Origin of the sequence: Methylorubrum podarium, from assembly GCF_022179745.1 — a bacterium.
Taxonomy (GTDB): domain Bacteria; phylum Pseudomonadota; class Alphaproteobacteria; order Rhizobiales; family Beijerinckiaceae; genus Methylobacterium; species Methylobacterium podarium.
Map to the genome: position 1 here is coordinate 1 of NZ_BPRD01000108.1, position 11,946 is coordinate 11,946.

Below are 11,946 nucleotides of genomic sequence, written 5' to 3' on the forward strand. Positions count from 1 at the left end.
TCGCCGCCATCAACGACTGATTTTTTCAGGTTGGGCGCACGGGCTTCGCTCGTGCGCCTTCCCGTCGCGATCTTCGAACACCGAAAAGGGCCGGCGCCATGCCGGCCCTTTTTTCGTGCCGTCGTCGATCCCGGATTTTCCGAACCGCGCGCCGCCATGCGATGATGGCGCCTGCGAAAGTAGGATCGACATGCACGACAGCGGCGAGGGCCACTCCCATTCCCACGAGCCTCACGATCACGCGGCGGGACCTGACGAGACCGGGGCGCGCTGGAAGCACGACGGCGTGCGGGTGATCCCCGGCGACCGGCTCGACCCCAACACGGCGCAGACGCCGGGCATGTTTCGGCAGGCGGCGGTCAACGCCGCCCGCGTCGGCGCCCAAAAGATCTGGGCCGGCACGGTGGCGATCGAGCCCGACGCGAAGACCGGCGTGCACCACCACGGCGCCCTGGAGAGCGTGATCTACATCGTCTCCGGCCGCGCCCGGATGCGCTGGGGCGAGCACCTCGAATACGTGGCCGAGGCCGGGCCCGGCGATTTCATCTTCGTGCCGCCCTACGTGCCGCATCAGGAGATCAACGCCTCGACCGACGAGCCCCTGCACTGCGTCCTGGTGCGCTCGGACAACGAGGCGGTGGTGGTGAACCTGCCCGACGTCGAGGCGGCCGAGCGCCCCGAGACCGTCTACTGGGTCGATCCGATCCACAAGCAGCCGTGACCCGTCGCGGGCTCGCCCGGCGGAGGACGCGCGTGATCCGTGCCCGCGCGGCGGTCCCTCGGCACCGGCAGGATGGCGTGGACGTGCAGGGGGCCGTCCGCTTCCCCGTCGACGAGCGGCACGCCCGCTCGGAAAGGCGGCGGGCATCCGGGACGCAGCAGGTCGGCGAGGGCGTTCCCACCCGGCCGATCCCTTCGCACGCCGGCCGGGAGCCAGCGGCCGCCACGCGCGTTGACGGCGGCCATCATGGATCGCGGCGGTCGAGCCTTCCGGCTCCCGTCCGCGAGCGCGCCGGCCGCCGCGTTCGCCCCGTTCGCGTGCGGCCGGCGCGTCCCCCTTCAGCGCGCCTCGCGTTCCGCCAGGATCGGTGCAGCGCTCGGAGCGGTCACCCACGTGTCTGAAAAGGCGGTGCGGCAGCCGAGACGCGGCGCTTCGTCCTGGATCCGATGCCCAGGAGGCGCAGGACGTCGGTCGTGCCTCCCGCTGCGGAACCCGGCTTCGGCCGGGCCACGCCCCGTGCGGCGCAGAGGCCCGGAACATGAGCACGGAGCGCGCGTTCACTGCGCACTTTCTGAATAATCCCTCGCCAACAAGGCTATCCGATGCGCGACCTCAACATGTCGAATGGCCGTGCTATGCTCAATCGCGGGAAGCGTAGCGGTAAAACTGTGTCCGCAATGAATATTCCTGGGCCGGCAAAGTCGGCACCCGTCGATACGGCGAACCACACGCCCCACGGACAGCCTTGCGCGCCCGTCAAACGCATTCCTCCGACAACCGATTTCGAGGGCTTCGGCTCGTTTTCGAGCTGAATGCCGGCGGCTCCGCGCACGCGGCACGCCTGCTCAGCCAACAAAAAATCCCGCACCTTTCGAAGGTACGGGATTGAAACTCAGAAGACCAACGAGCTCAGAATTCTGGAGATCCGTTGGTGCCCAGGAAAGGACTCGAACCTTCACCTCTTGCAAGACTGGTACCTGAAACCAGCGCGTCTACCAATTCCGCCACCTGGGCGCCGGGCCGTTTCCGGTCGGCGATGGGGTTCGTTTAGGGGGCGGCGGCGAAGGCGTCAATCGCTGTTTCGCCGCCGCCTGCCAAAAATGCCGGAGCGGGGTCCGGCGCAGCGCCCGAGCAACACGCCCGCGGCGCGCCGCCTCAGCCGCGCCACTCGCGGATGTCGACGAAGCGGCCGGCCACCGCCGCCGCCGCCGCCATCGCCGGGGAGACGAGGTGGGTGCGGCCGCGCGGCCCCTGGCGGCCCTCGAAGTTGCGGTTCGAGGTCGAGGCGCAGCGCTCGCCGGGCCGCAGCTTGTCCGGGTTCATGCCGAGGCACATCGAGCAGCCGGGCTCGCGCCAGTCGAAGCCGGCCTCCTTGAGGATGCGGTCGATCCCCTCGGCCTCGGCCTGCGCCTTCACGAGGCCGGAGCCCGGCACCACCATCGCCGAGACGCCGTCATGGACCTTGCGGCCCTCGACCATCCTGGCGACGATGCGCAGATCCTCGATCCGCCCGTTGGTGCAGGAGCCGATGAACACCCGGTCGAGGGTGATGTCGGTCATCCGCATGCCCGGCGTCAGGCCCATATAGGCCAGCGCCTTCTCCTTGGACTGGCGCTTGTTCTCGTCGGCGATCTGCGCCGGATCGGGCACCGTGCCGAGGATCGAGACGATGTCCTCGGGCGAAGTGCCCCAGGAGACCAGCGGGGGGAGGTTCGCCGCGTTGAGACGGATCTCGCGGTCGAAATGCGCGCCCTCGTCGGTGACGAGGCTCTCCCAGTAGCGGCGGGCGGCGTCGAACGCCGCGCCCTTCGGCGCCTTCGGGCGGTCCTTGACGTAGGCGTAGGTGGTCGCGTCGGGGGCGACCATGCCGGCGCGCGCGCCGCCCTCGATCGACATGTTGCAGATCGTCATCCGGCCCTCCATCGAGAGGGAGCGGATCGCCTCGCCGGCGTACTCGATGACGTGGCCGGTGCCGCCGGCGGTGCCGATCTCGCCGATGATCGCCAGCACGATGTCCTTGGCGCTGACGCCCGGCGGCAGGGTGCCGTCGACCGTCACCCGCATGTTCTTGGCCTTGCGCTGGATCAGCGTCTGCGTGGCGAGCACGTGCTCGACCTCGGAGGTGCCGATGCCGTGGGCCAGCGCGCCGAAGGCGCCGTGGGTCGAGGTGTGGGAATCGCCGCACACGATCGTCTGGCCCGGCAGGGTGAAGCCCTGCTCCGGCCCGATGATGTGGACGATGCCCTGGCGCCGGTCGAGGGCGTCGTAGAACTCGATGCCGAAGTCGCGCACGTTCTCGGCGAGCGCCTCGAGCTGGGTGCGGCTCTCGGGATCCTCGATGCCCTTGGAGCGGTCCGAGGTCTGGACGTTGTGATCGACCACGGCCAGCGTCTTGTGCGGCGCGCGCACCCGGCGGCCGGCCACGCGAAGCCCCTCGAACGCCTGGGGGCTCGTCACCTCGTGCACGAGGTGGCGGTCGATGTAGAGGAGGGCGGAGCCATCCGGCCCAACATCGACGACGTGGTCGTCCCAGATCTTGTCGTAGAGGGTGCGCGGCGCGGTCATGATACGGCTGTTCTGACGGGTTGAAGGCTCCATCGCGGACAATGCCCCCGCCGGGCCGCGGAGACCGTGCGGCCGGATCGGGGGGAATATCCGGAAGAGCTCTTGTGTAATGCGCCTCGGGCCATTTCGGAAGGGCGGCGGCGCACATGCGATGCAGATGACAGTTTCGCCGCCGGCTCGCGTCGCGGGCCGGGCACGGCTGGACCGGCGCGGGCGGCCGCATTACTCCGGACCGGTCATTTGCAGACCTTCCCCATCGCTCTTCGGGAGGCCGTGAGCCGGTGCCGCCAGCCGAGACGCCCGACATCCTGCTGATCCGGCAGACCCGGCCCGACGTGGGCGGGCGGCTCGCCGAACGGTTCCGCCTGCACCGGCTGGAGGAGGCGCCCGACCGCGCGGCGTTCCTCGACGCGGTCGGGCCGCGCATCCGGGGGCTCGCGGTGGGCGCGATGTCCCCGATCGATGCCGCCCTGTTCGACCGGCTGCCGCGGCTGGAGATTGTGGCGAGCTTCGGCGTCGGCTACGACACCATCGACGCGGCCGAGGCGCATCGCCGCGGCATCGTCGTCACCCACACGCCGGACGTGCTCTCCGACGAGGTGGCCGACCTCGCGATCGGCCTGCTGCTCGCCACCCTCCGCCGCATCCCGCAGGCAGACCGCTACCTGCGCGCCGGGCGCTGGCACGAGGGCAGCTTCCCGCTCACCACGAGCCTCCGGGAGCGCCGGGTCGGCATCCTCGGGCTCGGGCGGATCGGCCGGGCGATCGCCCGGCGCCTCGAAGGCTTCGACGTCACCATCGCCTATCACGGCCGGACGCCCCAGGCCGACGTGCCGTACGCCTACCACGACAGCCTGCTCGGGCTGGCGCGGGCGGTCGACACGCTGATCGTGGCCGCCCCCGGCGGACCGGGCACGAACGGGATCGTCGACGCCGCGGTGCTGGCGGCGCTCGGGCGCGAGGGCATCGTCGTCAACATCGCCCGCGGCAGCGTCATCGACGAGGCGGCGCTGGTCGATGCGCTCCGGTCGGGAGCGATCCACGGGGCGGGACTCGACGTGTTCGCCAACGAGCCGCACGTGCCGCAGGCGCTGATCGACCTCGACCAGACCGTGCTGCTGCCGCATGTCGGCTCGGGCTCCCACTACACCCGCGCGGCGATGGGCCGGCTGCTCACCGACAACCTGTTCTCCTGGTTCGACGGCAAGGGGCCGGTGACGCCGGTGCCGGAGACGCCCTGGACCGGCCGGCGATGAGGAACCCGACGATGAGGCGCACGGCAAGAGCCGGGATTCTGGCCGGGATTCTGGCCGCGGTCCTGGCCGCGCCGGCGATGAACACGGCCTCGGCCCAGGAGACCCCGTCCGCCCCGGAGCCGGCGCCCACGCCGGTGCCACCGGCGACCTCGCCCGCGGAGGACGGCGCGTCGGCCGGGTCCGCGACCCTCCCCGGCAGCTCGCCCGGCCCCTCGACCATCACCTTGCCCACCACCCTGGCGGGGGCGGCGGGCACCTGGGATCTCTCCCTGGACGGCGGCCGGCGGCGCTGCGTCTTGACGCTCGCCATGGATACGAGCCCGAGCGGACGTGTGGCGCGGTTTCCCGCCGGCTGCCGCCGGGCGCTGCCGCTGATGGCCGGCATCGGCGGCTGGCTGTTCACGGGCGAGGGCCTGCGCCTCGTGGATCGGAACCTGCGGCCGATCCTGGCCTTCGCCAAGAATCCGGACGGAATGAGCCTCGGCGCTACGGCCGAGAACGGCGAGCACTACAACCTCGTGCCGCTGCAGATCGCGGCGATGCAGCCGCCCGCCGCCCCCGGCACCGCGGTTTCGACCCCGACGGCGGTCGCGGCGGACGGCGCCGCTCCGGCGTCCGTCCCGCCGGAGAAGCCGGCGGACGGCCCCGCTCTCGGGCTCTACGCCCTCGACCGCGCCGAGCAGAAGGATGTCTGCCGCCTCGAATTCTCGGCGCCCATCGAGGCCGGGAAGGACACGGCGCCTCTCCGGGTGCTGCCGGATTGCCGCGACAGCGGGATCACGGTGTTCGATCCCGTGACCTGGCGCTTCGCCAACGGCCACCTGACGCTGAAGGCGCGCCGGGGCCACGCGGTGAACCTCGTGGCGGTCGGGGACGGGCGCTGGCGGCGCGATCCCGAGATCGGCGCGCCCCTCGTGCTCAGGAAGGTCGAGCCGTAGGCCGGGCCGCTCAGAACAGCGGCCGCAGGGCGAGGTGCAGCCCGAGGCCGAGGAGGCCGACGAAGAAGCAGCGGCGAAACACGCGCTCGCTGACCCGGCCCCGCACCCAGCCGCCGAGCATCATGCCGAGCAGGGCCGGCACGAGGGCGATGAGGGAGGTGCCGGCGACGCTGAGCGAGAGGGCGCCGCCGCCCGCCAGGGCGACGGCCAGCGCCATCGTGGAGACGGTGAAGGAGAGGCCCAACGCCTGGATCAGGTCGTCCTTGGTCAGGCCCAGCGCCCCGAGATAGGGCGCGGAGGGGAACGAGGAGACGGCGGTCGCCGCCGTCACCAGCCCGGTCGCGGCGCCGACGAGCGGCCCGAGCCAGCGCTCGGCCGCGGGCGGAACGTGGAGCCGCAGGGCGGCGAGCCCCACCACGGCGTAGGCGATGAGGGCGAGGCCGAGGAAGACCGTGGCCTCGGCGCCGTAATTGCCGTGAAGGATCCCCGCCGCGACCAGGGTGCCGACGACGCTCGCCGCCAGCATCGGCCAGAGCCGGCGCACCAGCGTGCCGAAGCGCGGCCCCGCGGCGAGCTGCCAGACATTGGTGACGAAGGCGGGCACGACGAGCAGGGCCGCCGCCTGGACCGGTGCCATGACGAGGCTCAGGAGGCCCATGGCGACGGGCGGCAGGCCGAGGCCGACCATGCCCTTGACGAAGCCGGCGAGGAGGAAGGCCGACGCCGCCACGGCGAGGGGGAGGGGATCCATGGAGAGGAGCATGCGCGTGTTCTGACCGGGGGAGGGGGCGCTGGCGAGGGCGACGTTCAGTCGTGGAGCAGCATGTCGCGCAGGATCGCCTGCCGGGCGGCCTCCGCCTCGGACGGCGGCGCGGGCGGACGCGCGACGGCGGGCGCCGGCCGGGCGATCGCCGCCGGCGGCGCCTCGGTGCAGGCGCGCTGGCCGGCATCGTATCGGGCGATCGCGACCAGCGCGGTGAAGGCCGCGAGGAGGAGGGCCGCCGTTTCGAGTCGGGCGCCGCCCGAGCGGATCGTGGTCTGTGCGTCGCGTGCCATCGCCCGAGTGTCGCATCCCGGAGCGGCGCGACAATGCGGAAGTGGCCCGCACCAGCCTTCGGCTGAGCCGAACCCTTGGCCGAAGCCCTTGCTCAGCGCTGGCGCCTCGCCGACGATGAGGCCATGCGCTTCGACCTGACCGACCTGCGCCTGTTCCTCCACGTCGTCGAGGCGGAGAGCATCACCCGCGGCGCCGAGCGGGCCGGGCTGGCGCTCGCCTCGGCGAGCGAGCGCATCCGCGGCATGGAGGCGGATGGCGGCGTGCCGCTGCTGGAGCGCCATGCCCGCGGGGTGCGGCCGACGCCGGCCGGTCTCGCGGTGGCGCATCACGCCCGGCTCGTGCTCGGCCAGCTCGAACAGATGCGCGGCGAACTCGGCCAGTACGCCCACGGCCTGCGCGGCCATGTGAGGCTCCTGTCGATCACCGCGGCCGCCGCCGCCTTCCTCCCCGACGCGCTGTCGGGCTTCCTTGCCGCCCATCCGAGCATCGACGTCGATCTGGAGGAGCGCACCAGCCGCGAGACCGTCGACGCCCTGGCCGGGGGGCTCGCCGATATCGGCATCGTCGCCGACACGACCGATCTCGGCGCGCTCGAAACTCGGCCGCTCCACCTCGACCGGATCGTCCTCGTGGTGCCGGCGGGCCACGCCCTGGCGCGGCGGAGCGGCGTCGCGTTCCGGGAGGTGCTGGAGGAGCCCCTGGTCGGCCTGAGCCACGGCCGGGCGCTCCAGGCGCATCTCGCCACCCACGCCGCCCGCGCCGGCCGGCCGTTCAAGCTCCGGGTGCGGCTCAACGGCCTCGACGCGGTCTGCCGCATGGTCGAGCGGGGCGTCGGCGTGGCGATCGTGCCCGAGGCGACGGCCCGGCGCGCGGCCGAGACGCTGGCGATCCACGCGATCCCGATCGACGAGCCCTGGGCCCTGCGCCGCCTGCGGCTCTGCGCCCGCAGCTTCGCGGCGCTCCCACCGCACGCGCGCCAGCTCGTCGAGCACTTGGTCGCCCATCTCGGCGCGGCGGAAAATCCAGGTTCCGAAAGGACGGGTCCTTCCGCGGGTCCGGGGCAGAGTTCCGGTTGAAGGGAAGCCGGGGCTCCATCCCGGTGCCCCGCCGAGGGGACGATCCCTCCGAAAAACCCGCGACGGGTGACGGAGTCGGTCGATCAGACGCGCAGATAGCTCCAACCCGCTTCCTGAACGGAGTTGCCAAGGCGCGGGACGACCGGGCTCTGACATTTCGACGGCGACGTGGTGGACGTCCGGAATGCGCTCCTTCGGGGCCTTCGACCGGTGCCGGCGGAAGAGCCGCTCTTTCGCGGGCCATTGCTCTCGGTGGATTTGCCGCGGACAGGGCCGTACGCGGTGTGCGCCTCCTCACCGCGTCCCTGTCGGCAAATGCCCTACCCGGCAATGTGAATCGATGCGAACACCGTCTTGAAAAGGCAGGCCCCCGTGAGGGACGACGTATTCCCGCGACCCGGCGTCAGCCGGCGTCGCTTCGGGGCCATGCTCGTCGGCGGCGTCGCGGCCGCCGCGGTCACGCCTGCGATCCGTCCGGCCGGGGCGGCTTCCGAGGACGTCCGCATCGCCGATCTGGACTGGGTTGATGCCGGTCGCGACCGTCGCGTGCCGGCGCGGTTGTACTGGCCGTCCCCGGGGGCACCGGCGGGGCCCGTTCCCTTGATCGTCTTTTCGCACGGCCTCGGTCAGTCGCGGACGGGCTACAGCTATCTCGGGCGCCACTGGGCGGCCAACGGTTACGCGAGCCTTCACGTGCAGCACGTCGGGAGCGACGGCACCGTCTGGGCCGGCAATCCGTTCGAGGTTCTCGACCGCGTGAACCTGGCGGCGGACGAACGCGAGGCCATCGCCCGGGCCGCCGACATGAGCTTCGCGCTCGACCGCATCCTCGGCAGGGACAGCGCCTTCGCCGCGTTCATCGATCCGGCGCGCATCGTCGCCGCTGGCCATTCCTACGGCGCGAACACGACCCTGATCGTCGGCGGGGCGCGCGTCGTTCGCGAGGGCAAGACGATCGACCGCAGGGACATGCGCTTCAAGGCCGGGATCGTCATCTCGGCGCCGCCATTCTACGGCGAGCGCGACCTGCACGCCGTTCTCACAGCCGTCACCATGCCGACCTTCCACGTGACCGCGACCGCGGACGTGATCGCGTTGCCCGGTCGACGATCGCCGGTGCAGGACCGCCTCGACGTCTACGAGGCTGTCGGGACGTCGAGGAAGGCGCTGGCGGTCTTCCAGGGCGGATCGCACAGCATCTTCACCGACCGGCCTCTGACGGGCGGGGTGACGCTCAACCCGCAGGTGAAGCAGGCGACGGCGGAAGGCGCGCTGGCCTTCCTCGACCTGACGTTCCGAGGCGACCCCTCACCCTTGGCGTCCTGGAGCGAGACCTGGCGACCGCTCCTCGCCGTGGCGCCCACAGCCTACCCCGTCACCGGGTCGGGGCGGCATCCATCACGCCGCGATCGTCCGCGCTCGTAGCGGTTGCGCCGACCCTTGCCCCGCTCGGACGGTCCATGTTCCACCTGATCTTCGGTCTGCCCTGCCTCTACGTCATCGCCAGGGTGCTGTGGCCTCTGCCGTGGCCGTTCCTGCTGAAGGCCTGCGTCGCCGTTCTCCTGCTCATCGCGTCCCAGTACCACCTGTGGAGCCGCCTCTCCTCGGGCTCGGTCTTCTCACCCGAATTTCCACGCGCCCTGGTCATCCTGTTCAACTGGGCCTTCGGCGCCATCTTTCTGTTGGCGGCGCTGCAGCTGGCAGTCGATGTCGCGGCGCTGGTCAGCAAGCTCGTGCCTGGGGGCAGCTGGTCGCAGCCGGTGGCGTGGCGCTACGCCGAGGCCGCTCTGGCCATGCTTCTGTCGGCGGTCGCGGTGCAGCAGGCCGTGCGGGTGCCCCCGCTCAAGGACGTCACCGTCGAGATCGACAACCTTCCGGCCGGCTTCGACGGCTATACCCTGCTTCAGCTGACGGACTTGCACCTCAGCCGCCTCTTCCCGGCGCGTTGGGCGCGCGAGGTCGTGGCGCGCTCCAACGCGCTCGGCGTCGATCTCATCGTGGTCACCGGCGACCTGATCGACGGGTCACTCGCTGCCCGACGCGCCGACGTCGAACCGCTGCGTGATCTCCGGGCCCCCGACGGGGTCTGGCTGATCCCCGGCAACCACGAGTATTTCTTCGAGTACCGGGCGTGGATGCGCCACTATTCCGACCTGGGCATGGCCGTGCTTGCGAACCGGCACACGGTCCTGAGGCGCGGTGAGGATGCCGTCGTCCTGGCCGGCGTGACCGATCTCTCGGCCTCGCATTCGGGCCAGCCGGCCCACGACCTCGATGCGGCGTTGGCCGGCGCTCCGGCAGGCGCCCCGATCGTCCTCCTCGACCATCAGCCGAGGGATGCGGCCAGGGCGGCCGCGAAGGGCGTCGCCCTGCAACTGTCCGGCCACACGCATGGCGGGATGATCGCGGGTCTCGACAGGCTCGTCGCACGGGCGAATGGCGGCTTCGTCTCGGGCGCGTACGCGGTCGGGAGCATGACGCTCTACGTCAACAACGGCACCGCGCTGTGGCCGGGCTTCGCCCTCCGGTTGGGTCCCGCGTCCGAGCTGACCCGCATCACCCTCCGCGCCGGAGTCCGGCCGCGCGCCAGCTGACCGAACCCGGCTCCGGCGCCGAGGTTCGAAGAAGCGGATTTCCGTTGCCCGAACGGGCAACGGGAGCCGGTCACTGCGCGGCGGTCGCCGGGCGGCTCAGCACGGTGAAGCCCTGCTTCTCGAAGGCGGCCTTGGCCGCGGGTCCGCGCAGATAGGTGAGGAGGGCGGCGGCGTCCGGGTTGCGCGAATCCTTGGTGATCGCGACCGGGTAGACGATCGCCGGGTGGCTGTCGGCGGGGAAGGTGGCGACGATCCTCACGTTGGCGTCCGCCGCCGCGTCGGTGGCGTAGACGATGCCGAGCGGCGCCTCGCCCCGCGAGACGAGGAGCAGGGCGGCCCGCACGCTCTCCGCCTGGGCGATCGTGTCCTTCACACCGGCCCAGCCGCCGAGCTTCTCCAGCGCCGCCTTGCCGTACTTGCCCGCCGGCACCGCCTCGACGTTGCCCATGGCGAGCCTGCCGGAGCCGAGGGCAGAGGCGAGATCGAGGCCCGGCCCCATCGTCACCTCGGCCTTCGAGTCCTTCGGGGCGATCAGGACGATGCTGTTCGCCAACAGGCTCACGCGGGTGTCGGGCCGGATGAGATCCTTCTTGGCGAGGTAGTCCATCCAGTCGAGGTCGGCCGAGAAGAACAGGTCGGCGGGCGCGCCCTGCTCGATCTGCTTGGCCAGCGTGTTCGAGGCCGCGTACGAGATCCGCGGGGCCGGCTTGCCCTCCTTGGCGTAAGTTCCGGCGATCTCGTCGAGGGCGTTCTTCAGGCTCGCGGCGGCGAAGACGGTCGGCGCTTCCGCGGCCGGCGCGGGCAGCGGCCCCGCCAGGGCGAGGGCGACGAGACCGGCCAGGAATCGGGTGCGGGTGAGCATGGCCATACGCGACAGTTCCTGTTTCGAATGAGGGGAGGGGATCACGCGGCCGCGGGCAGGCTCGCCAGCCAACTGCGCGTCTCTCGGCGATGAAGGCACCCAGCCTTGAAGGCGCTATATACGGAGAAACATAGCTTCGACCAGGGCCGATCGGCTATTGCGACGGTTGGGATGTGCCGAGGAGCCCACGTGCAGACGCCGACCACCGCCGCGAACGCGACCATCGACATGCCGGAGATCGCCGAGGCCCTCGCGCGGATGGAGCGGTGCCTGCACGCGGTCGGATGCGAGCGCGTGCCGCTCGACGATGCCGCCGGCCGCGTCTGCGCCGAGGCCCTGCCGGCGCGCCTCGACGCTCCCCCCTTCGCGGTCGCGGCGATGGACGGCTACGCCCTGCGCTGGGCCGATGCCGACGCCCTCCTGGCCCGTTCGGGCGTGACAAGGGCGGGCGATCCGATCGGTCCGCCGCTCGCACCCGGGACCTGCCGGCGGATCTTCACCGGCGCACCGGTTCCCCCCGGAGCCGATACGGTCGTCGTTCAGGAGTTGACCGAGACCGTCGGCGAGCGCCTGCGCATCCTGCCGGGCGCCGAACCGCACCGGCACATCCGAGCGGCCGGCAGCAATTTCAGCACGGGCGCGCCGGTCACCCGGCCCGGGACGCGCCTGAGCGCCCGCGACATCGGCCTCGCCGCCGCCGCGGGCCACGCGGAGATCCGCGTCCATCGCCGGCCGCGCGTCGCCGTCCTCTCGACGGGAAGCGAGCTGTCGCGCGCCTTCGCGGAAGGGCAGGGGCCCCAGATCCTCGATGCCAACCGTCCGGCCCTGAAGGCGCTGGTCCGGACCTGGGGCGGGGTGCCGCTCGATCTCGGCATCG

At 71.8% G+C, this 11,946-nt stretch carries 11 protein-coding genes and 1 tRNA gene; 7 read left to right on the top strand and 5 right to left on the bottom strand.

All coding sequences use genetic code 11. The features are described 5' to 3' along the window. Positions 1 to 190 precede the first annotated feature (190 nt). Positions 191 to 721: a cupin domain-containing protein gene (locus MFF42_RS05775; RefSeq protein ID WP_238254887.1), complete on the top strand. Its 531-nt coding sequence runs from the start codon at positions 191 to 193 to the stop codon at positions 719 to 721. A gap of 929 nt (positions 722 to 1,650) precedes the next feature. Here the strand turns inward: MFF42_RS05775 and MFF42_RS05780 are convergent. Both MFF42_RS05780 and leuC read right to left on the bottom strand, forming a co-directional pair. Next, positions 1,651 to 1,735, bottom strand: a tRNA-Leu gene (locus MFF42_RS05780). A gap of 141 nt (positions 1,736 to 1,876) precedes the next feature. Next, entirely contained in the window at positions 1,877 to 3,286 is a 1,410-nt protein-coding gene (gene leuC / locus MFF42_RS05785; protein WP_238254888.1) for a 3-isopropylmalate dehydratase large subunit, read from the bottom strand. Positions 3,287 to 3,567: 281 nt separating this feature from the next. Here leuC and MFF42_RS05790 point away from each other — a divergent pair, with 281 nt between their 5' ends. Both MFF42_RS05790 and MFF42_RS05795 read left to right on the top strand, forming a co-directional pair. Continuing rightward, positions 3,568 to 4,542 (top strand): 2-hydroxyacid dehydrogenase, encoded by a 975-nt coding sequence (locus MFF42_RS05790; protein WP_238254889.1) that lies wholly within the window; start codon positions 3,568 to 3,570, stop codon positions 4,540 to 4,542. Then, positions 4,539 to 5,480, top strand: coding sequence for an AprI/Inh family metalloprotease inhibitor (locus MFF42_RS05795; protein ID WP_238254890.1), 942 nt, complete (start codon positions 4,539 to 4,541; stop codon positions 5,478 to 5,480). Before MFF42_RS05790 ends, MFF42_RS05795 begins: the two co-directional genes overlap by 4 nt. Before the next feature lie 10 nt (positions 5,481 to 5,490). Here the strand turns inward: MFF42_RS05795 and MFF42_RS05800 are convergent, their stop codons facing one another. Together MFF42_RS05800 and MFF42_RS05805 are read right to left on the bottom strand one after the other, a co-directional pair. Beyond that, positions 5,491 to 6,243 carry a sulfite exporter TauE/SafE family protein gene (locus MFF42_RS05800; protein ID WP_238254891.1) on the bottom strand — a complete coding sequence of 251 codons (753 nt, stop codon included), beginning with the start codon at positions 6,241 to 6,243 and terminating at the stop codon, positions 5,491 to 5,493. Positions 6,244 to 6,287: 44 nt separating this feature from the next. After that, entirely contained in the window at positions 6,288 to 6,536 is a 249-nt protein-coding gene (locus tag MFF42_RS05805; protein ID WP_238254892.1) for a hypothetical protein, read from the bottom strand. A gap of 123 nt (positions 6,537 to 6,659) precedes the next feature. Here MFF42_RS05805 and MFF42_RS05810 point away from each other — a divergent pair, with 123 nt between their 5' ends. From MFF42_RS05810 to MFF42_RS05820, 3 genes are all read left to right on the top strand, one after another. Continuing rightward, positions 6,660 to 7,613 carry a LysR family transcriptional regulator gene (locus MFF42_RS05810; RefSeq protein WP_238254897.1) on the top strand — a complete coding sequence of 318 codons (954 nt, stop codon included), beginning with the start codon at positions 6,660 to 6,662 and terminating at the stop codon, positions 7,611 to 7,613. Positions 7,614 to 7,985: 372 nt separating this feature from the next. Continuing rightward, positions 7,986 to 9,038 (top strand): alpha/beta hydrolase family protein, encoded by a 1,053-nt coding sequence (locus tag MFF42_RS05815; protein WP_373875141.1) that lies wholly within the window; start codon positions 7,986 to 7,988, stop codon positions 9,036 to 9,038. A 35-nt stretch (positions 9,039 to 9,073) separates the two neighbouring features. Continuing rightward, the gene (locus MFF42_RS05820; RefSeq protein WP_238254894.1) at positions 9,074 to 10,207 is read left to right on the top strand and encodes a metallophosphoesterase; all 1,134 of its coding nucleotides are present in this window, start codon (positions 9,074 to 9,076) and stop codon (positions 10,205 to 10,207) included. Between the two features lie 70 nt (positions 10,208 to 10,277). Here the strand turns inward: MFF42_RS05820 and modA are convergent, their stop codons facing one another. Beyond that, on the bottom strand, positions 10,278 to 11,075 hold the full coding sequence (gene modA, locus MFF42_RS05825; protein WP_238254895.1) for a molybdate ABC transporter substrate-binding protein: 798 nt from the start codon (positions 11,073 to 11,075) through the stop codon (positions 10,278 to 10,280). 183 nt (positions 11,076 to 11,258) lie between these two features. Between modA and MFF42_RS05830 the strand changes: the two genes are divergently transcribed. Beyond that, positions 11,259 to 11,946: molybdopterin molybdotransferase MoeA (locus MFF42_RS05830; RefSeq protein ID WP_238254896.1), on the top strand; the 688-nt coding region annotated here is incomplete at its 3' end.

Coding starts and splice junctions, on each gene's coding strand:
- MFF42_RS05800 (WP_238254891.1), bottom strand. CDS start 6,243: ATGCTCCTCTCCATGGATCCCCTCCCCCTCGCCGTGGCGGCGTCGGCC.
- modA (WP_238254895.1), bottom strand. CDS start 11,075: ATGGCCATGCTCACCCGCACCCGATTCCTGGCCGGTCTCGTCGCCCTC.
- MFF42_RS05795 (WP_238254890.1), top strand. CDS start 4,539: ATGAGGAACCCGACGATGAGGCGCACGGCAAGAGCCGGGATTCTGGCC.
- MFF42_RS05820 (WP_238254894.1), top strand. CDS start 9,074: ATGTTCCACCTGATCTTCGGTCTGCCCTGCCTCTACGTCATCGCCAGG.
- MFF42_RS05810 (WP_238254897.1), top strand. CDS start 6,660: ATGCGCTTCGACCTGACCGACCTGCGCCTGTTCCTCCACGTCGTCGAG.
- MFF42_RS05805 (WP_238254892.1), bottom strand. CDS start 6,536: ATGGCACGCGACGCACAGACCACGATCCGCTCGGGCGGCGCCCGACTC.
- MFF42_RS05775 (WP_238254887.1), top strand. CDS start 191: ATGCACGACAGCGGCGAGGGCCACTCCCATTCCCACGAGCCTCACGAT.
- leuC (WP_238254888.1), bottom strand. CDS start 3,286: ATGACCGCGCCGCGCACCCTCTACGACAAGATCTGGGACGACCACGTC.